Origin of the sequence: Marinobacter lutaoensis, from assembly GCF_001981305.1 — a bacterium.
Lineage (GTDB): Bacteria > Pseudomonadota > Gammaproteobacteria > Pseudomonadales > Oleiphilaceae > Marinobacter > Marinobacter lutaoensis.
The window spans coordinates 99,334-119,480 of record NZ_MSCW01000008.1; the positions used below are offsets into that span (position 1 = coordinate 99,334).

At 63.6% G+C, this 20,147-nt stretch carries 18 protein-coding genes and 1 tRNA gene; 15 read left to right on the plus strand and 4 right to left on the minus strand.

Annotated elements, in window-relative coordinates; genetic code table 11:
* Positions 1-59 precede the first annotated feature (59 nt).
* Positions 60-2,186: a methyl-accepting chemotaxis protein gene (locus BTO32_RS13650; RefSeq protein WP_076725203.1), complete on the plus strand. Its 2,127-nt coding sequence runs from the start codon at positions 60-62 to the stop codon at positions 2,184-2,186.
* A 127-nt stretch (positions 2,187-2,313) separates the two neighbouring features.
* The gene (locus tag BTO32_RS13655; RefSeq protein ID WP_076725204.1) at positions 2,314-2,568 is read left to right on the plus strand and encodes a GrxA family glutaredoxin; all 255 of its coding nucleotides are present in this window, start codon (positions 2,314-2,316) and stop codon (positions 2,566-2,568) included.
* Between the two features lie 62 nt (positions 2,569-2,630).
* Here BTO32_RS13655 and BTO32_RS13660 read toward each other — a convergent pair whose 3' ends face one another.
* Entirely contained in the window at positions 2,631-3,893 is a 1,263-nt protein-coding gene (locus tag BTO32_RS13660) for a 6-phosphofructokinase (RefSeq protein WP_076725205.1), read from the minus strand.
* A gap of 152 nt (positions 3,894-4,045) precedes the next feature.
* Between BTO32_RS13660 and mpl the strand changes: the two genes are divergently transcribed.
* The 4 genes from mpl to BTO32_RS13680 all read left to right on the plus strand — a co-directional run bounded on the left by mpl (position 4,046) and on the right by BTO32_RS13680 (position 9,378).
* Positions 4,046-5,452 carry a UDP-N-acetylmuramate:L-alanyl-gamma-D-glutamyl-meso-diaminopimelate ligase gene (gene mpl / locus BTO32_RS13665; protein WP_076725400.1) on the plus strand — a complete coding sequence of 469 codons (1,407 nt, stop codon included), beginning with the start codon at positions 4,046-4,048 and terminating at the stop codon, positions 5,450-5,452.
* A gap of 1 nt (position 5,453) precedes the next feature.
* Positions 5,454-6,101, plus strand: coding sequence for a flavin prenyltransferase UbiX (locus BTO32_RS13670; RefSeq protein WP_076725206.1), 648 nt, complete (start codon positions 5,454-5,456; stop codon positions 6,099-6,101).
* 111 nt (positions 6,102-6,212) lie between these two features.
* A complete protein-coding gene (locus tag BTO32_RS13675) occupies positions 6,213-7,352 on the plus strand; it encodes an acyl-CoA dehydrogenase family protein (RefSeq protein ID WP_076725207.1) in 1,140 nt (379 codons plus the stop codon).
* A gap of 136 nt (positions 7,353-7,488) precedes the next feature.
* The gene (locus tag BTO32_RS13680) at positions 7,489-9,378 is read left to right on the plus strand and encodes a hypothetical protein (protein ID WP_076725208.1); all 1,890 of its coding nucleotides are present in this window, start codon (positions 7,489-7,491) and stop codon (positions 9,376-9,378) included.
* Positions 9,379-9,464: 86 nt separating this feature from the next.
* Here the strand turns inward: BTO32_RS13680 and BTO32_RS13685 are convergent.
* Positions 9,465-9,551, minus strand: a tRNA-Leu gene (locus tag BTO32_RS13685).
* Positions 9,552-9,825: 274 nt separating this feature from the next.
* On the opposite strand from BTO32_RS13685, the gene rnr reads away from it, so the two are divergent.
* The 8 genes from rnr to alr all read left to right on the plus strand — a co-directional run bounded on the left by rnr (position 9,826) and on the right by alr (position 17,976).
* A complete protein-coding gene (gene rnr / locus BTO32_RS13690) occupies positions 9,826-12,312 on the plus strand; it encodes a ribonuclease R (protein ID WP_076725209.1) in 2,487 nt (828 codons plus the stop codon).
* 23 nt (positions 12,313-12,335) lie between these two features.
* The gene (gene rlmB / locus BTO32_RS13695; RefSeq protein WP_076725210.1) at positions 12,336-13,073 is read left to right on the plus strand and encodes a 23S rRNA (guanosine(2251)-2'-O)-methyltransferase RlmB; all 738 of its coding nucleotides are present in this window, start codon (positions 12,336-12,338) and stop codon (positions 13,071-13,073) included.
* Positions 13,074-13,297: 224 nt separating this feature from the next.
* A complete protein-coding gene (rpsF, locus tag BTO32_RS13700; protein ID WP_076725211.1) occupies positions 13,298-13,714 on the plus strand; it encodes a 30S ribosomal protein S6 in 417 nt (138 codons plus the stop codon).
* 25 nt (positions 13,715-13,739) lie between these two features.
* A complete protein-coding gene (rpsR, locus tag BTO32_RS13705) occupies positions 13,740-13,970 on the plus strand; it encodes a 30S ribosomal protein S18 (protein ID WP_008937282.1) in 231 nt (76 codons plus the stop codon).
* A 24-nt stretch (positions 13,971-13,994) separates the two neighbouring features.
* Complete coding sequence (locus BTO32_RS13710) at positions 13,995-14,861, plus strand: hypothetical protein (RefSeq protein WP_076725212.1); 867 nt, start codon at positions 13,995-13,997, stop codon at positions 14,859-14,861.
* 20 nt (positions 14,862-14,881) lie between these two features.
* Positions 14,882-15,328 carry a 50S ribosomal protein L9 gene (rplI, locus tag BTO32_RS13715; RefSeq protein ID WP_076725213.1) on the plus strand — a complete coding sequence of 149 codons (447 nt, stop codon included), beginning with the start codon at positions 14,882-14,884 and terminating at the stop codon, positions 15,326-15,328.
* A 144-nt stretch (positions 15,329-15,472) separates the two neighbouring features.
* A complete protein-coding gene (dnaB, locus tag BTO32_RS13720) occupies positions 15,473-16,879 on the plus strand; it encodes a replicative DNA helicase (protein WP_076725214.1) in 1,407 nt (468 codons plus the stop codon).
* Complete coding sequence (gene alr, locus BTO32_RS13725) at positions 16,879-17,976, plus strand: alanine racemase (RefSeq protein WP_076725215.1); 1,098 nt, start codon at positions 16,879-16,881, stop codon at positions 17,974-17,976. Before dnaB ends, alr begins: the two co-directional genes overlap by 1 nt.
* Here alr and BTO32_RS13730 read toward each other — a convergent pair.
* Positions 17,973-18,329, minus strand: a complete 357-nt coding sequence (locus tag BTO32_RS13730; protein WP_076725216.1) for a hypothetical protein — start codon at positions 18,327-18,329, stop codon at positions 17,973-17,975. The genes alr and BTO32_RS13730 overlap by 4 nt on opposite strands.
* Positions 18,330-18,490: 161 nt before the next feature.
* Here BTO32_RS13730 and BTO32_RS13735 point away from each other — a divergent pair, with 161 nt between their 5' ends.
* The gene (locus BTO32_RS13735; protein WP_076725217.1) at positions 18,491-19,351 is read left to right on the plus strand and encodes a sugar nucleotide-binding protein; all 861 of its coding nucleotides are present in this window, start codon (positions 18,491-18,493) and stop codon (positions 19,349-19,351) included.
* An 8-nt stretch (positions 19,352-19,359) separates the two neighbouring features.
* On the opposite strand, the gene fnr is transcribed toward BTO32_RS13735, so the two are convergent.
* A complete protein-coding gene (fnr, locus tag BTO32_RS13740) occupies positions 19,360-20,106 on the minus strand; it encodes a fumarate/nitrate reduction transcriptional regulator Fnr (RefSeq protein WP_076725401.1) in 747 nt (248 codons plus the stop codon).
* Positions 20,107-20,147 lie beyond the last annotated feature (41 nt).

Here is a 20,147-nt window from a genome sequence, read left to right on the forward strand (position 1 = left end):
CCTCGGGTTGTCGGGTTATAGTGGGCCTTGAACTCCCAGCGAATAGGTTGCCCCACACGATGAAACAGCTTTCTCTCCGTTTCAAGCTTTACGCACTGGTGATTTCGTTGCTGCTGGTTCTGGGAATCAGCATTGTACTGACGGCACAGTTGTCGCTCGACAGCATGGAAGAGAAGTTGACCAAGGAAGCCCGTGCCACCGTTCAGGATGTGGTCATGCGGCAGCTCAGCGCCACCGCGGGCAAATACGGCGAGGTGGTCAGTGGCCAGTTCGCCGCCGCGTTCAGGGTGCCGGAGGTGGTGCGCAACGTCATTCATCGCAACATCCAGGCGGACAGCTCCGGCCGCATCAGCCGTACCGCCCTTCAGGAAACCATCGGCGGCATCCTCAGGGAACAGCCGAACCTCAGCTCCATCTACGCCCAGTTCGAGCCCGATGCCTACGATGGCCAGGACCGCTACTTCACCGGTGGCGTCGAGGAACACAGCAGTGACGAGGGCACGCTGGAAATCTATTACTACCGGGCGCCGGACGGAACGGTGCACTTCAGCCGGACCCCGGACCCCGCGACCAAGTACGTGGAGACCCGCAACGAGTTCGGCATCCGCGAGGCGGAGTGGTACCTGTGTTCACGGGACACCCTGGCGCCCTGCATCATGGAGCCTTATGAATACGAGATCGAGGAGGGGTATTCCGAGCTGATGACCAGCCTGGTGGTGCCGCTTCTGAAAGACGGCGAGTTCGCCGGTGTCGCCGGCGTGGACATCAATCTGTCCACCCTGCAGGACACCATCGCCAGGGTCAGCCGGGACCTGTTCGACGGCCAGTCGCGGGTCACCCTACTCAGTGCCAAGGGACTCATCGCGGCTTCCAGCCAGTACAGTGACAAGCTTGGGCGGCCGCTGGCCGAAGCACTGCCGGAGCTGGCCTCCGAGCTGGTCGAACTGCATCGCAACGGGGGCCGTTACGACGATGGAAAAACCCTGGCGGTGTCCTATCCGGTGGAGATCGGGCAGGCCAATACCCAGTGGTCGCTGCTGATCGAACTGCCGAGGGAGGCCGCCCTGGCCAGTGTTGGCGAGATCACCGGGCTGGTGTCCGAGGAAATTGCCGCGACCGCCAGTTGGCAGGCCCTGGTCGGTGTGATCGTCATCGCCGTGGCGCTGCTGGCCCTGATTGTTCTGGTCCGTTCGGTGACTCGTCCGCTGGACCTGATCCGCGACCGGATGAAGAACCTGGCCAGTGCCGAAGGGGACCTGACCCGCGAACTGGCCATCGATACCCACGCCGAACTGATTGAGCTGGCGGGCGGCTTCAATGCCTTCCTGCGCCGGCTGCGGGAGATGATCAATGACCTCAAAGGGGTCAATGCCCGGGTCCGTGAACAGGCGGCGGACGTGGGCGGCATTGCCCGGGAGACCGACGAGCAGACCGCGCGCCAGCAGCAGGACATCGACAGCGTGGTGACCGCCATGAACGAGATGTCCGCAGCTGCCAGCGAGGTGGCGGGATTCGCCGGCGAGGCGGCGGAAAACGCCCGCATGGCCCAAGACGGTATCCGCTTTACCCAGGACACCCTGCGTGCCGCCGTGGACGGTGTCAGCGCCCTGGCCGAGGACATGGGCCAGGCCAGCACCGCGATTGGCCAGGTATCCAGCCGCAGCGAGGACATCAACCGTATCCTGGAGGTGATCCGGGGCATTGCTGAGCAGACCAACCTGCTGGCACTGAACGCCGCCATTGAGGCGGCCCGCGCGGGCGAGCAGGGCCGCGGCTTCGCTGTGGTGGCGGATGAGGTGCGCCAGCTGGCGTCTCGGACCCGGAGCTCCACCGACGAGATCAGCGAGATGATCGACGGTCTCAAGCAGGACGTGGGCAGCGCCGTGACGGTAATCGAGAGCGGCGTGGAACGGGCGACGACCGCGGTCGACGGCACCCGCGAGGCCGATCACTCCCTGGCCACCGTGGTGGAACGCATCGGCACCATCGTTGAGCACGTGACCCAGGTGGCCACCGCCGCCGAGGAGCAGAGCTCGGTGAGTGAGGAAATCAACCGCAACCTGACGCAGATTGGCGATGCCGCTCACGATCTGCTGGAACTGGCCCGCCGGGTCAAGGCCAGTGGCGAGACTCTGGACGAGCAGGTCCAGGTGTTGGAGCGGGAGCTGGGCCGGCTCAGGAGCTGAGCCGGTCGACAGCCGGGGGATCGGGGCTGGCTATGGGCGTTATCCAAACAGTCAATTTTTGAATTTCGCCGGGACGTGTCATGATGGCGCCAGTTTTCCACATTGGCGCACGCCAGCAGGAGGTTTTATGGAGCAGGTCACCATCTACGGTCGTTCAAGCTGCGGCTTTTGCATCATGGCCAAGCAGTTGTGCGAGCGCCTGCAATTGCCCTACACCTGGGTCGACATGGTGGAACGGGGCATATCCAAGGCCGATCTCGCCGCCCAAATCGGCAAGCCGGTCTATACCGTACCCCAGATTTTCGTGGGGAGCCGCCACATCGGCGGTTACGACGACTTCTCGGCGTTTGTTCGCGAGAACCTGTCGGAGGCCGCCCGGTAGCCCGACTTGCTGGCACAAAAAAACCGCCCCATCCGGGCGGTTTTTTTGTGGTGGCTGGAAGCTCAGATCTCGAATTCGGTCTTGAGCTTCTTCGGCACCAGCTGGTTCAGCAGTTTCGCGACCTTGGGCAGGCCGTTTTCGAACGGCGGGAAACTCTCGCCGGCGATCAGCGGTTGCAGGTACTCGCGGCATTCGCTGGTGATACCGAAGCCATCGTCGCGGATGAAGTGAATCGGCATCTTCTTCTCCTGGTTGGCCACCTCGCTGAGGTTGGCCTCGCCGATGCTCCAGCGGTAGGGGCTGGACTGCTCGCGCACGATGGTCGGCATCTTCGCCTGCTTGCCGGCAATGGCCATTTCCACCGCGGCCTGGCCCACCGCGTAGGCTTGTTCCACGTCCGTAGCCGAAGCGATGTGGCGGGCCGCCCGTTGCAGATAGTCGGCGACCGCCCAGTGATACTTGTAGCCCAGCGCCTGCTTGACCATGTTGGCCAGGGCCGGGGCCACGCCACCGAGCTGGGTATGGCCAAAGGCATCCTTGACGCCGGCGTCGGCCAGGAAACGGCCGTCCTCGTACTGGGCGCCCTCGGAGGCGACCACCACACAGTAGCCGTAGTCCTTGACGCACCGATCGACCCGGGCCAGGAAGGCATCACGGTTGAACGGCACTTCCGGGAACAGAATGATGTGCGGTGGTTCGCCCTCGCCCTGACCGGCCAGCCCACCGGCGGCGGCGATCCAACCCGCGTGGCGGCCCATCACCTCGAGAATGAAGACCTTGGTGGAGCTTTCGCACATGGAACGGATGTCCAGGCTGGCTTCCAAGGTGGAGGTGGCAATGTACTTAGCCACCGAGCCGAAGCCCGGACAGCAGTCGGTGAAGGGCAGGTCGTTGTCCACCGTCTTGGGAATGCCGATGCAGGTGATCGGATAGCCCATCCGGTCAGCGAGCTGGGACACCTTGTAGGCGGTGTCCTGGGAATCGCCGCCGCCGTTGTAGAAGAAATAGCCGATGTCGTGGGCGCGGAAGACCTCGATCAGACGCTCGTACTCGCGCGGGTTCTCGGAAATGTTCTTCAGCTTGTGACGGCAGGAACCGAAGGCGCCGCCGGGGGTGTGAATCAGCGCCTGGATGGCCTCGTCACTCTCCAGGCTGGTGTCGATCAGCTCTTCGCGCAGCGCGCCGATGATGCCGTTGCGACCGGCGAACACCTTGCCGATTTTGTCCGGGTGCTTGCGGGCGGTCTGGATCACGCCGCAGGCGCTGGCGTTGATGACGGCGGTCACCCCGCCGGACTGGGCATAGAATGCGTTTTTGATGGCCATCTCGGGCTGAAGCCTCCTGTGGTTCGACAATGGCGCAGATGATACGTGAATCGCCCTGCTTTTTCATGGGCACCATTGCGGATTCCCGCCCCCTTGACGCACCCGGAGCGATGAGGGAGGCTTGGCAGGTTTTCTTGGAGAGGTTTTTCCTGATGCACATACACATCCTTGGAATCTGCGGCACCTTCATGGGGAGCCTGGCGGTGCTGGCCCGGGAGCTGGGTCATACGGTGACAGGCTCGGACCAGGGTGTGTACCCGCCGATGAGTACCCAGCTGGAGAACCAGGGAATCGCCCTGCTGGAGGGGTACCGGCCCGAGAATCTGGAACCGAAACCGGACCTGGTGCTGATAGGCAACGCCCTGTCCCGGGGCAACCCGGAGGTGGAAGCGGTGCTCAACCGCAACATTGACTATATGTCCGGCCCGGAATGGCTGGCCCGGGAAGTCCTGAAGGATCGCTGGGTGATGGCGGTGGCCGGAACCCATGGCAAAACCACCACCACCGCGATGCTGCTGTGGATTCTGGAGCAGGCCGGGTTCGACGCCGGCTACCTGGTGGGCGGCGTACCCCGGGATTTTCCGGTGTCCGCCCGTCTTGGCCGCAGCGACTTTTTCGTGATCGAGGCCGACGAATATGACAGCGCGTTCTTCGACAAGCGCTCCAAGTTCATCCATTACCGTCCGCGTACGCTGATTCTGAACAACCTGGAGTTTGACCACGCCGACATTTTCGACAGCGTGGAAGCGATCGAGCGGCAGGTTCACCACCTGGTCCGCACGGTACCGTCCCAGGGGCTGATCATACGCCCGGCGCTGGATCCCCACCTGGACAATGCCTTGGCCCTGGGCCGCTGGACTCCGATTCAGGACACGGCGGTCGGCAGCGAGATTTCACGGACCGCCGACTGGCGGGCGGAGTTGCTGGCAGAGGACGGCAGCCGCTTCATGGTGATTCACCACGAGCAGCCGGTGGCCACCCTGAGCTGGTCCCTGACCGGCCAGCACAATGTCCGCAACGCCCTGGCAGCCATTGCCGCCGCCCGCCACGTCGGTGTCACGCCCGACCACGCCGTTGCCGCCCTGTGCCGGTTCTCCGGGGTCAAACGCCGGATGGAACTGCTGGCGGACATCGACGGGGTCCGGGTCTATGATGACTTCGCCCACCACCCGACCGCCATCGCCACCACTCTGGAGGGGCTGCGCCGCCGGGTTGGCGACGAGCCTATCCTGGCTCTGATCGAGCCTCGCTCGAACACCATGAAACAGGGGGTGCACCGGGACCGCTTGCTGGCCAGCGCCGAACGGGCGGACCGGGTGTTCTGGGCCAACCTCAATGGCATGGACTGGCTCGACACCCTGGTGGCCGGGGCGGGCGCCAACGGGCGGCACTGGATCGGCCGGTCGGTGGACGAGCTGATCGGGCTGGTCCGGGACAACCTGAGTCGGCCCTGCCATATTGTTATCATGAGCAACGGCGGCTTTGCCGGTATCCACGGTCAGCTGGTGGCCGAGCTGCAACGCCGGTCGGGTCAAGAACCCGGTCCTCTGGAGCCTTGACATGACGTCTGCGCAACCGGTACCAACCACCGTCAACCTGGCGATCACCGGCGCCTCGGGTGCCCAGTACGGGCTGCGTCTGCTGCAATGCCTGGTGGCCGCAGGTTGTTCGGTGAACGTCATGGTGAGCCGGGCCGCCCAGGTGGTGATCGCCACCGAAACCGAGCTGTCCCTGCCGGGCTCGGTGTCCGGTATGCAGGAGGTCCTGGGCCGCTACGCCGCCGCCAAGCCGGGGCAGGTCCGGGTGTTCGGCCGGGAGGACTGGTTCGCGCCACCGGCGTCGGGTTCCGGTGAAAAGGCCCCTCTGGTGATCTGTCCCTGCAGCACCGGCACGCTGTCGGCACTGGCCACCGGCGCCAGCAACAACCTGATCGAACGGGCCGGCGACGTAGCCCTGAAGGAACGCCGGCCATTGATTCTGGTGACCCGGGAGATGCCGCTCTCCGAGGTACACCTGGACAACATGCTGCGCCTGACCCGGATGGGGGCGGTGGTGATGCCCGCCAGCCCGGGCTTCTATCACCGGCCGGTGTCGGTGTCGGACCTGGTGGACTTCGTGGTGGCCCGTATTCTCGATCATCTCAACCTGCCCCAGACCCTGGTGCCCCGTTGGGGGCGCAACCGGGACGACGACCCCGCCGGCACCTGAACCGGTGCTTTTGGCCAGCCCGATTGATGGTTTTCATCATTGAGCGTCGGGCGCCTCCGGCCGAGACTGGCTGAACCTCCATACCCACAACGTCATTCACCGAGGTTCACCATGATTCCACGTACCCTGTTCGATGCCGACCTGGAAGGCTTCCGCGACGCCGTGCGCAAGTTCCTGGAGCAGGAAGCCGCGCCTTACCATGATCAGTGGGAAAAAGACGGTCAGGTCAGCCGGGAGCTTTGGCGCAAGGCCGGAGAGCTGGGCTTTTTGTGTCCCACCATACCCGAGGCCTATGGCGGTGCCGGTGCCGACTTCCGGTACAGCGCGGTGGTCATCGAGGAAATCTCCCGGGCCGGGTTGTCCGGCATCGGCTGGGGCCTGCACTCCGACATTGTGGCCCCGTACATTCTTCATTACGGTTCAGAGGCACAGAAGGCTGAGTACCTGCCCAAGCTGGTGTCCGGCGAGATGATCGGCGCCATTGCCATGACCGAGCCCGGTGCCGGTTCGGACCTGCAGGGTGTCAAGACCACCGCTGTGCGACAGGGCGACCACTACCTGCTGAACGGCTCCAAGACCTTCATCACCAACGGCCAGCTGGCGGACTTGGTGATCGTTGTGGCCAAGACCGATCCCCGGGAGGGCGCCAAGGGGATCAGTCTGATGCTGGTGGAGTCCGCCTGGGACGGCTTCGAAAAGGGCAAGAATCTGAACAAGGTGGGCATGAAGGCGCAGGATACCTCGGAACTGTTCTTCCAGGATGTGAACGTACCGGCGGACCGGCTGCTGGGCGAGCGGGAAGGGCAGGGCTTCGTGCAGCTGATGCAGGAGTTGCCGGCGGAGCGCCTGCAAGTGGCGCTGGCCGCCGTGGCGGCCTCGGAGGCCGCCTGGCAATGGACCCTGGACTACGTGCGCGAGCGTAAGGCGTTCGGCAAGCCGGTGCTGGCGTTCCAGAATACCCGTTTCAAGCTGGCGGAACTCAAAGCCGATATCACCGCGGCCCGGGTGTTCTGCGACCGCTGCCTGGAACTGCACCTGGAGAACAAGCTCGATGTGCCGACCGCCGCCATGCTCAAACAGTGGACCACCGATCTGCAGTGCAAGGTCATGGACGAGTGCGTGCAGCTGCACGGGGGCTACGGCTACATGTGGGAATACCCGATTGCCCGGGCCTGGGCCGATTCTCGGGTGCAGCGCATCTACGCCGGCACCAACGAGATCATGAAGGAAATCGTGGCCCGTTCGTTCTGAGGCGCATCCGCCCCGCCGGATCCGGCGGCGGGGTGGTTACCAAACTTTACAAATTGCCAAACCTATCAAGGTCTCCCGAGGCGACATCCCCTACAGTAGCGGCACAACCTCCAACAAGGATAAGACGGTTGCCGTGATGAGACGCCTGCGCTCCCTCTCTCTGAGCCTGTTGATGCTCGCCCTGGCCGGTTGTGGCGGGGAATCGGACACCCCGCCGGTGGACGGCCGGGATTTTGACGGTGTCTCCTACAGCCTCTCCGCGCCCTATGGCGGTCGTGTGATTGACGGCTACCTGGAGCAGGCCCGGGTCTGGCTCGATTTGGACGGCGATAGCCAGTACACCGGCGGTCCCTTGACCCTGACCCTCGACAACGGCAATCTGGCGACGCTGCCGTCCGGTGAGCCCACCGCTCTGTCCGGGCCCGACGGAGTGTTCGAGCTGGACGTCTCGGAACTGGCGTTGCCGTCCCGTCTCGGGCCGGATCTGGATCCGCGGGACTACCCCCTCTACGCCTTGGCCATGCCCGGCAAGACATGGATGCAGACCCACGCCGGCCTGGCCCCGGTCAGTCGCGCCTTCCTAATGTCCGCCGGTCCGGGTGTGCGCAATGTCACACCGCTGACCACCCTGGCCCGGTATCGAGCCCTGGCCGGGCTGGGCCCCTATTTCGGCGTTGCCGATAACCTGTCCGCGAACCTGGGGGCGGTCAACCTGTTGCGGGATTATGTGCTGGCGGGAGACGAGCGGGCCCATGCCTACGCCCGGGCTCTGGCACGCTTCATGGCCAGCCAGGTCCCCGAAGGCTACAACGCGCTGCTGGCGCAACCGGACAGTGATGGTCGGGAGCGCTACCTGAGTGACGAGGCTGCGTATCTGCTGGGGGTATCGCTGGTACAGAATGCCCCGGAGGTACTGGCGCGGGTGGATGATGCGGCCCAGGGCAACTACGCCAATGTCGACACTGAGAACCTGGTGTTGCCGGACGTGCCGGTGGCGCTCGACAATCCTGTCCTGCTGACGCACCTGACGGTCCGAGCGGAATCCGAACATGGCCATGATCTGCCCGTGAACCGCTCCGATTTGCTGGTATCCGCAGAGCTCACCTTCGATTACACGGAAGATGGCCGGCTGCTGGCCATTTCCGCCCATGGTTGCCTGGCACCGGATATGGCCGAGATGGCGCGACTGATCCGGGTGGACGGTTACATGGCGCGTCTGGACAGCCAGTGGCGGCCCTCGGCGGTGTTGTCCCGGCAAAGCCGTGTCGCCTACGACACCGAGGGGGTGGATGAACGGTTGCTGTTCGACTGGGACGCGGGGAGGGCCTATTTCGAGACCCGTACCGCCTGCCATGATCATCAGGGCATACCGGCGGGCAGCTCTGAACTTGGTGGAGAGCCGGAGGCCCGTTACCAGTGGCAGGTAACCGAGGCCGGCGACGTGTCGTTGCAGGCCAGCCTGCCCGGCGGGACGGTGACGTATGTGGCCCATCCGGCTGACCCGCCCGCCGATGCGGACGGTTTTACCCTGAGCCAGGACGGCATCGACCTGGCAACCGTTGTCTTCACGGGGGAGGGTCGCCAGTGTCAGCCCCTGGACGCGGACATCGCCAGCCGGCCTCTGGTGGTAACCACCCAGTACGGTTACGATGTGACGGGGTACGATCCTCAGCCGACGTCCTTTTCCGGTCTGGCGTTGGAGTACGATGATCGCCCGCTGTCGGGCCTGGCAGCCACCGCGCGGCCGCTACACCGGCTGTTGCGCTACGGCTTCCTGGATCCGGCCCTGTCGGAGCTGGACAACGTCAGTGGCGACGGCAGTTTCGAGTGGCTGATGTACTACCCCGGTGCGGAGGCCCTGGCCGACCCGGATAACCCCAACCTGATCCGCGAAGCCTACCTGCAGCGCTACACGGGCGCGCGCGCCTGCGGTCGGGCCTTCGAGAACGCACCGATCGGTGCCTACGCGAAGCTGGAATACGGCTATCAGCGGCTGTCGGAATATCTGGTGGAACGATTGGAATAGGAAACGGAAACAGCGATCTTACCTGATCGTGGTAGGGGATATTGCATCGTCGGCTTTGGTTTTCGACCACTTCCTGGGGGAGGAAGTGGTGCCGAGGAGAGGACTTGAACCTCCACGGGGTTGCCCCCACTAGCACCTGAAGCTAGCGCGTCTACCAATTTCGCCACCTCGGCAGATGACTTGCAGTGTTTCGCTATCTTACTGAATTCTTTCCGAATATCAAGTCTTTCTCGCGACTTTTCACTGCTTGTTGAGGTGTGCCCCTCAACCGATGGCGCGTACTTTAATGATTCCCTTCGGGGCTGTCAAACATTTTTTTCAAAAAAATTTCGGTGGTATTTTCGCGTATGCGGGTAGGCCTTGTTAGGCAGACTTGGCATCCCAACGTTATACTGCCAACAACACATCATTTTCGCCGCGTGGTGCGGCTCAAGAACAAGGATCCGAATGGTTTCCAGGAAGAAAAACGTCCAAGACCCTCACGCTGACCGTGAGGCCCGGAAGTACGACAATCCCATCCCGAGTCGGGAATTCATCCTCCAGCATCTCAAGGACCGGGGCGCTCCGGCGACTCACGATACCCTGTGTGGGGAGCTGGCGCTGACCTCCGCCGATGACGTCGAGGCGTTGCGGCGGCGTCTGATTGCCATGTGCCGTGACGGCCAGCTGATCTGCAACCGGCGGGGGGCTTACCTGCCTATAGAGGAAGCGGACCTGGTGACGGGCCGGGTGGTCGGCCATAAGGATGGCTTCGGCTTCCTGATTCCGGACGATGGCAGTGCCGACCTGTTCCTCACCGCGCGGCAGATGCGCCAGGTGTTTCACGGTGACCGTGTGGCGGTGCGGGTTGATCGCATCGACGACCGGGGGCGCCGGGAAGGTAAGATCGTGGAAGTGCTCGAACGCAACACCGACCAGGTCGTCGGTCGCTTTTTCCGCGAGAGTGGCATCGGTTTCGTGGTCCCGGAAAACGCCCGGATCAGTCACGAGATCCTGGTGCCGGAGGAGCACACCGGCCCGGCCCGCCATGGCCAGTACGTGGTGGTGGAAATCCTGCGGCAGCCTGCCAGTCGGACTCAGCCCATGGGGCGGGTGATCGAGGTGCTGGGCGAGCATATGGCGCCGGGCATGGAAATCGATGTCGCCATCCGTTCCTACGAGATCCCCCATACCTGGCCGTCCGAGGTGGGGCGCCAGGTGGCGGCGATTCCCGACGAGGTCCCGGACCAGGACAAACAGCACCGTGTCGACATCCGGCACCTGCCGCTGGTGACCATCGATGGCGAGGATGCCCGGGACTTCGATGATGCGCTGTACTGCGAGCCCCGCAAGCGCGGTGGCTATCGCCTGGTGGTGGCCATCGCCGACGTTTCCCATTACGTGCGCCCCGGGACACCCCTGGACGAGGAAGCCCGCAAGCGCGGCAACTCGGTCTATTTCCCGGACCACGTGGTGCCGATGCTGCCGGAGAAGCTTTCCAACGGTCTGTGTTCGCTGAACCCCGGCGTCGATCGCCTGTGCATGGTGGCGGACATCACCATCAGCGCCAACGGCCGGATCAGCGGCTATACCTTCTATCAGGCGGTGATGCACAGTCATGCGCGGCTTACCTACACCAAGGTGAGCGACATGCTGGAGCGTCCGGATTCCGAGCCGGGCATCCGTCTGTGCCGGCAGTACGCCGAGCTGTTGCCGCACCTGCACAACCTGTACGCCCTCTACAAGGTGCTGCGTCAGGCCCGTACCGAGCGGGGCGCGATCGATTTCGAGACGACCGAAACCCGTATCATCTTCGATGCCCATCGCAAGATTCAGGAAATCGTGCCGGTTCACCGCAACGACGCCCACAAGATCGTCGAGGAGTGCATGCTGTGTGCTAACGTGGCGACGGCGCGGTTCCTGAAAAAGCACAAGATCCCGGCGCTGTATCGGGTCCACGAGGGGCCCTCCGAGGAACGGCTGGCGGCGCTGCGGCTGTTCCTGGGTGAGTTGGGGTTGCAGTTGGGCGGCGGTGATCGGCCCGATTCCGCCGATTACCAGAAGCTGCTGGCCCAGATCGCCGACAGGCCGGACGCCGACGTGATCCAGACCGTGATGCTGCGGTCCCTGAGCCAGGCGGTGTACAGCCCCGAGGAGAGCGGCCATTTCGGGCTCGGGTATTCCAGTTACACCCACTTCACCTCGCCGATCCGGCGGTATCCGGATCTCATTGTGCACCGGGCCATCAAGTCCCAGATTCACAGTCCCAGATTCAAGATCCTGAAACGGGACGTGGTCACCCCGAAAGTGACCGATCCGGAGCTGGCCAACTACCCCTATGACCTGCCTCAGCTCGAACAGCTGGGCGAGCACGCCTCCATGACCGAGCGCCGGGCCGACGACGCGACCCGTGATGTTATGGCTTGGCTGAAGTGCGAGTTCCTGCAGGATCGCGTCGGCGAAGAGTTCGAAGGTGTGATTTCGGCGGTTGTGCCTTTCGGCTTTTTTGTGGCGTTGTCGGGCATTTACATCGAGGGGCTGGTGCATGTGTCCACCCTCAATGGCGACTATTTCCATCATGACCCGGTCAAGCATCGTCTGATCGGTGAACGCACAGCCGTCAGTTTCCGGCTGGGCGACGATGTTCGGGTCCGGGTGGTCCGGGTTGGTCTGGAGGATCGCAAAATCGACCTGGAACTGGTCAGTCAGCCCCGTCGCCGTAAAGCGGATCGCGAGGCCCTGGCTGAGGCCCGCCGGGAAACCGGCGACAAGGGCCGGGGGGGCTCCCGGGGCCGGCAGGGCCGGTCTTCGGCCGGGGGCAAGTCCGGTGGGGGCCGTTCCGGCAGTGCCAAGGAACGGCTGGTGGCCGAAGCGGCCCGGGCGGCGAAGGGACGCGATGGCGGCCGCAGCTCGGCAGGCGCCGGTGGCAAGAAGAAGCGTAAGGTAAAACGATAGATTCTGACAGGTCAGGGTAGCCAGTGTCCCAGGAATATGTGTTTGGCTGGCACGCGGTCGAGGCAATTCTCAAGCGCGAGCCGGAACGGTTGCAGCAGGTCTGGATTCAAAGCGGGCGCCAGGATCGGCGCGTTCGCGTCATCACCGATGCGCTGGATGGCCTCGGTGTGCGTTGGCAGGTGGTGCATCGCCGGGAGCTGGACGACCGGGTGGCCGGGGTGCACCAGGGCGTCGTCGCGGCGGTTTCGGAAAGTCGGGAGTGGTCGGAAGGCGATCTCGCGGCGTTGATCGAGGGTCTGGACCGGCCGCCGTTCCTGCTGGTGCTGGACGGCGTGACCGACCCCCATAACCTGGGGGCCTGCCTGCGCACCGCCGATGCCGCCGGCGTTCACGCCGTGATTGTGCCGAAAGACAAATCGGCCTCGCTGACTCCGGTGGCCCGAAAAGTGGCCTGCGGGGCCGCGGAAACGGTGCCCCTGGTGCGAGTGACCAATCTGGCCCGCTGCCTGCGGGGGCTGCAGGAGCTGGGCGTCTGGCTGGTCGGTACGGCTGGCGAAGCGACCACGTCGCTGTATCAGGCCGACCTGAAAGGGCCACTGGCGCTGGTTATGGGGGCCGAGGGCAAGGGTATGCGGCGGCTGACCCGGGAGCATTGCGACCTGCTGGTGACCATTCCCATGCATGGCCACGTCGACAGTCTCAATGTGTCCGTGGCCACCGGCGTCTGCCTGTACGAGGCCGTCCGCCAGCGCCTTGGTTAGTACTTGCGCAACCGGCCCCGGCCGCCTAGAATACGTCACCCCTTTTTTAAGGGGTGGTTTTTTATTGCCTGAACCCGGGCGAAGAAACCGCGCTTTTGATCAAGCCTTTCTTTGTAAAGTCTTATTGAGAAAGCAGAACCGAAACCGGCAGCCCAGGCTGTCAACTCCTTGCTTCCATGCCTGCCCGTGCGGGAAGGAAGCTGCTTAAACCGTAGGGAGAACTCATGCGTCACTACGAAATCGTATTCATGGTCCACCCGGATCAGAGCGAGCAGGTGCCCGCGATGATCGAGCGTTATACCAGCCTCATCACCGAAGATGGCGGCAAGGTACATCGCCTGGAGGATTGGGGCCGTCGCCACCTGGCGTACCCGATCAACAAGATCCACAAGGCTCACTACGTCCTGATGAACATCGAGTGTTCCCAGGCCGTTCTCGACGAGCTGACCCACAACTTCCGGTTCAACGACGCCATCATTCGTGACCTGATCCTGCGTCGCGACGAGGCCGTGACCGAGATGTCTCCGATGAAGGCCGCCGAGTCCCGCGAGGAACGTCGTTCCGGTGGTGAGGATCGTCCGCGTCGTGCTGCTGAAACTGAGTCCGCTCAGAAGGCAGATGCCCAGGACGAAGAAGAGTAATTAACCGGAGTTGAGGAGTTACGCAATGGCTCGTTTTTTCAGACGTCGCAAGTTCTGCCGCTTCACGGCGGAAGGTGTCAAAGAGATCGATTACAAGGATCTGGATACCCTGAAAGGCTACATCACTGAAACCGGCAAAATCGTGCCCAGCCGCATCACCGGCACCAAAGCACGTTATCAGCGTCAGCTGGCTACCGCGATCAAGCGTGCCCGCTACCTGGCACTGCTGCCGTATACGGACAGCCACGACCACTAAGCACTAGACACAGGGTTTGGGACCATGCGTGCACTGGCACGGTACGTAATGCGCGGTCCCCTGCAGGCTGGCGGGGTTGCGGCAGTTACCACTGCGGTGCCTCTGCTGTTCTGGATAGGCGCGGCGGTTGTCGGCCTGGTGACACTCAGGCTTGGCATCCAGCAGGGGCTGAACATCGGCCTCTGGGCGTTGCTTCCAGCCTTGGGCTGGAGCTGGCTGGGGCAGGACCCCACCGCCTTGGCGGTGTTGCTCCAGACCATGCTGATGGCGGCTATCCTGAGAACCACGCTGTCCTGGGAGAGAGCCCTTCTCGGAGGGAGCTTTCTGGCAATCGTGACGGGCCTGATGCTGCCCGTGCTGTATCCCGGGTTGCTGGACGATCTGGTCCGGGCCGGGGTGAGCTTTTACGAACAATACAACGCCGATGTGGCCCGGGCGCTCGGGGATGACCTCGACACCATGATCCGGGACACCATGAACGCCAGCATGGCGGGCTCCTATCTGGCCACCGCGGTGGCCATGACCATGCTGGCCCGCGCCTGGCAGGCGGGGCTGTACAACCCGGGCGGTTTTCGTCGGGAGTTCCATGCCCTGCGGCTGTCGCCCACCGTGGCCGTGCTGTGCACGGTGACCATGGTGATCGGGCCGGTGCTGGGGCTGAACTCCATGCTGCTGGCCTGGGCGGCGGGCACGCCCCTGTTCCTGGCGAGCCTGGGATTGGTGCATGGCGTTGTTGGGCGTAAACAGCTGAGCAGCAACTGGCTGGTGATGTTCTATATCGCCCTGGTTGTGCTGGGTCCAACCCTGATGTTTTTGTTGGTGGTTCTGGCTTTTGTGGATAGCTGGCTGGATTTCCGGGGGCGAATCAAACCTGCCGGTCCGGCTGAATAAAGCACGAAGAGGTTAACGAGATGGAAGTTATTCTGCTCGAGAAAGTTGCAAACCTTGGCTCCCTGGGTGACAAGGTGAAGGTCAAGGCCGGCTATGGCCGGAACTATCTGCTTCCGTACGGCAAGGCTGTGCCGGCCACGGAAGAAAACCTGAAGGCGTTCGAAGAGCGTCGCGCCGAGCTGGAGAAAGCCGCTGCCGAGAAACTGGCCGCCGCTCAGGCTCGCGCCGAGGCCCTGGAGGGTGCGTCTTTCACCATCACCGCCAAGGCGGGTGAGGAAGGCAAGCTGTTCGGCTCCATCGGTGTTCGCGACATCGCCGAAGCCATTACCGCTGCCGGTACCGACGTCGAGAAAAGCGAAGTGCGTCTGCCGGAGGGTCCGATCCGCGCCATCGGCGAGTACGAGATCGACCTGCAGCTGCACTCCGACGTTGAAGTCGCCATCAAACTGGCGGTGGTCGCGGAGTAATCCGCCGCCGCCAGACTCAGGTGGCGCCGGCCCGTCCGGCGCCCCTGGCTTGAACGGGCCCGAGCCGTTGACGGTTTCGGGCCCGTTTCTTTCTGGTATTCTTAGCTCTTCATCCGCCTCTCTTCCATGAGCGAAACCTTGTCTATGGCCAAGCCGAATTTCAAATCCGCCAGTGCGGACCTCGAAACCAGCCGGATCAAGGTCCCTCCCCACTCGGTCGAGGCCGAGCAGGCCGTTCTCGGCGGTTTGATGCTGGATAACCGACGTTTTGACGAAATCTCGGAGATCATCTCCGCCGCCGATTTTTACCGCCAGGAGCATCGCCTGATCTTCGCCGCGGTGGAACGCCTGGCCAGCGAGAGTGAACCCCTGGATGTGGTGACGCTGGCCGAGTTTCTGGAGCGGACCGGAGACATCGAGGATGCGGGTGGTCTGTCCTATCTCGCTGAACTGGCCGAGAAGACGCCTGGCGCCGCCAACATCCGGGCCTATGCGGAAATCGTTCGTGAGCGCTCGATCCTGCGGCAGCTGGTGGAGGTGTCCGGCAAGATCGCCGATTCCGCCTTCAATCCCCAGGGGCGTACCAGCAACGAAATCCTGGACGAGGCCGAGCGCAGCGTTTTCCAGATCGCCGAGTCCCGTACCAAGGAGGGTTCCGGTCCCAAGAATATCAACCCGATCCTGGCCCAGACCCTGAGCCGGATCGAGGAACTGTTCGAGTCCGGCGAGCAGACCACGGGCCTGACCACCGGCTTCCGGGATCTGGACGAGAAAACCTCCGGGATGCAGCCGTCGGATCTGATCATTGTCGCCGGCCGTCCGTCCATGGGTAAGACCACCTTTGCCATGAACCTGGTGGAGAACGCGCTGATCAGCACCGGTACGCCGGTGCTGGTGTTCAGTATGGAAATGCCCGCCGACGCACTGGCAATGCGGATGATTTCCTCGCTCGGGCGTATCGACCAGACCAAGGTCCGTAGCGGCAAGCTGGAGGAAGATGACTGGCCCCGGCTGACCTCTGCGGTCAGTCTGCTCAAGGACAAGCCTCTGTATATCGACGACACCCCGGGGCTGAGCCCCACCGAAATGCGTTCCCGCGCCCGCCGGGTGGCTCGCGAGAACGGGGGCAAGCTGGGCCTGATTATGGTGGACTACCTGCAGTTGATGCGGGTGCCGGGCAACACCGAGGGCCGGACCGCGGAAATCTCCGAAATCTCCCGTTCCCTCAAGGGCATCGCCAAGGAGTTGAACTGCCCGGTGGTGGCGCTGTCCCAGCTCAACCGGAGCCTCGAGCAGCGTCCCAACAAACGGCCGGTGAACTCTGACCTGCGGGAATCCGGCGCGATCGAGCAGGACGCCGACGTGATCATGTTCGTGTACCGGGACGAGGTGTATAACGAGGATACCCCGGACAAGGGCATTGCCGAGATCATTATCGGCAAGCAGCGGAACGGTCCGATCGGCACGGTGCGCCTAGCGTTCATCGGCAAGTACACCAAGTTCGAGGACCTCGCCCACGGTGACTACAGCGACTACGGTGACGATTACTGATGCCTCGTACCACCATTGCCCGGGTTGACCTGGACGCCCTCCGCCACAACTACACACTGGCGTGCCAGCGTGCCGGCACTGCCCGGGCGATGGCGGTGGTGAAGGCGGACGGCTATGGCCATGGCATCCGAGAGGTGGCCCGGGCCCTGGCCGATCTGGCGCCCAAGTACGCCGTGGCCTGCCTGGAAGAAGCCCTGGCCATCCGGGATGCGGGCCTGAACCAGCCGGTGGTGTTGTTGCAGGGGGTGCATCAAGCCGGGGATCTGGCCGAATGCCAGGCGTTGACACTGGAGCCCGTGCTGCACAGCGACACGCAGCTGGCCTGGCTGACCGAGAGTCGTCACCGGCCCCGGTTCTGGCTGAAGGTGAACACCGGTATGAACCGACTGGGCTTTCGCCCCGGTGAGCTGGACGGCGTGATGGCCCGGCTGGCCGACGCCGGCGTTTTGCCTGGGCTGTTGGGGTTCGTCACCCATCTGGCCTGTGCCGACGATCCGGACAGCCCGATGACCGCCCGCCAGACGGACACCTTTGTGCGCGCGACCGCGCCTTGGCCTCGGCTGGCGCGCAGCCTTGGCAACTCCGCCGCGCATTTTCTTCCGGATCAGCCGTTGTTCGACTGGAGCCGCCCCGGCATCATGCTGTATGGGGGCTCGCCCCTGATCGACGCCACCGGCCCGGCGCTTGGTCTGAAACCGGTGATGACCCTGGAGGCGCCGCTGCTCAATACCCGGGTGGTCCGCGCGGGCGAGTCGGTTGGCTATGGGGCCGGCTGGGTGGCCAGTCAGGACGGCCGAATGGGGATGGTGGCGATCGGTTATGGTGACGGTTACCCCAGGCACGCCGGTACCGATACGCCAGCGGCCATTGGCGGGCGGCGGATTCGCCTGATCGGGCGGGTTTCCATGGACATGCTGGCGGTGGACCTGACCGGCGTGCCCGAGGCCAGGCCCGGTGACCGGGTGGAGCTCTGGGGGCCGACCGTCGGGGTTGATGAGGTTGCCGCCTGCGCCGGCACCATTGCCTACGAGCTGATGACCGGACTCACTGCGAGGGTCCCCCGGCAGTACCTGCGACGGGACGGCGGGGTGGATTAACCGGGCTCCGGCTCGTGGATGATTTCCTCGATGAAGTCCAGGATCGCGGCCAGGCTGCGGTCATCCAGTTTCTTCAGGACCTTGTGGACCACCATCTTGCTGCCCTTGAGCATGCTGCCGATGCCCATCCGGGCCATGCCCATGACCATGCTGCTGGCCCGCAGCCGGCGCAGGGGTTCCAGAAAGAAGAAATCCAGGCCCTGTTCGGTCAGCTCCACGATCAGGCCGTAGAGGGTATCGATGGCCTCCCGGTCGGCTTTCCCCCGTTCCCTGAGTTCGCCCACGGTATACAGGGCACGGGTGCGCAGTTCGTCCGGGATCGGTGCAACGATGTGGCTTTGTTGTTTCAGCATGTGATGTCCTGTTGTTGTATGCTCGGGGCGGGGTAGCAGGTATTTCTGACAGCAGCCTGCCGGGCCGGGTGATATTCTAGAAGCGCCGGCATGCAAACCATTGGCCTGACGGTATCCGGCCCGCCGTCATAAATGTAACAAGCTGGAGGCAGAGCTTTTTCGTGCACATACTGGTTGTCCATGACTACGGCCCCCTGGGGAAGGTGTTGCTGGAGCGCCTGCGGGAAACCCACCTGCTGGTCAGCGATCCCGCCAGCGCCGATCTCAGCGGCCTGGACCATTGGATTCCCGAGGATACGGACCTGATCGTCAACGCTCTCTGGCAGGCCGATCCGGAGCTGGCAGAAGGTGACCCGGACGGGACCAAAACGGCGGTGTTCTCTCTGCCGGTGGCCATGGCCGAGTATGCACGCGAGCACGGCATGGCGCTGTTCCAGCTGTCCTCCTGCTACGTTTTCGATGGCCGCAAGCAAAGCGGCTACATCACCTCCAACCCCGGCCAGCCGGTGAACGAACTGGGCAACTGGCAGTGGGAATGTGAACAGGCGCTGCGAGGCCTGCTGCCGCGGCACATCATTCTGCGGACCGGCTGGAGTCTGGGGCGCTTTATCCGCAAGGTGCACGAAAGCACCCGTGCCGGCGAGGTGCTGGCCCTGCCGGGGCGCTGGGTGGGACAGCCGGTGGCTGTTCGGGACCTGGCCCGGGTCATGACCGCGGTGATGCTGCAGCTGGACTGCGGCGCGGAGGTTTGGGGTACCTATCAATACGCCGGCGCGGAGGAGATCAGTTTGTACGAACTGGGGCTGGCGATTGCCGGCCTGCCCGGGATTCCGGAAGGAATGCGGGTGGTGGACCAAGTGCCGGCATGGGCCAATCTGGAGCCGATGAACACCACCATGATCTGCACCAAGATCCGGAACACCTTTGGCATCAAGCCGCTGCCATGGCGCTCCTGGCTGGTGGAGGAGCTGGATATGCTGAAGCAGGCGGAAGGGGAGGAGGCGGCGGTCCTGGTGCGCTGACCCGCCGGTCAGCAGCCCTGTCGGGAAAACTCCCGGGTCACGGCCTGCAGGGCTTCGACGTCCAGCAGTTCCACCTCGCGACCTCGGGCACGGATCAGGCCCTGGTTCTGGAAGCGGGTGAACACCCGGCTGACGGTTTCGACCGCCAGTCCGAGGAAGTTGGCGATGTCGTTGCGGGCCATTGGCAGGCTGAAATTGGTCGGTGACAGCCGGCGCCGTTGGAAGCGGCTGGACAGGGACAGCAGCAGGGCGGCGATGCGTTCCTCGGCGGTGTTCTTGCTCAGCAGCATGGCCAGCTGGTGGCTGTTCTGAATCTCCTGGCTCATCATGTGGTACATGTGGTGCTGGAGTTCCGGCAGCTTGCCGGTCAGCTCTTCCAGCTTGTCCACCGGAAACTCGCACACGCTGGTACGCTCCAGGGCCTTGGCGGTGCGGGCATAGGTCTTGCTGCCCATGCTATCCAGTCCCACCAGTTCGCCCGGCATGAAGAAGCCGGTCACCTGTTCCTCGCCGCCTTCGGTAATGATTGAGGTCTTGATGGAGCCGCTCTTGACTGCAAAGCAGGAACGGAAGGGCGTGCTCTGATCGAAGATGTGCTCGCCACGGTTGAAGATCCGCCCCTGCTGAACGATGTCCTCCAGACGGTCCAGGTCATTTTCCTCGATCGCCAGCGGCAGGCAGAGGTTGCTCAGGCTGCATTGGTGACAGGAGGCCTTCAGGGGGGAATGCTTGCGGAGGGGGATTGCTTGCGCCATGGCGATGAACCGTCCAACTTGATTCATATCAAAGCCGTATC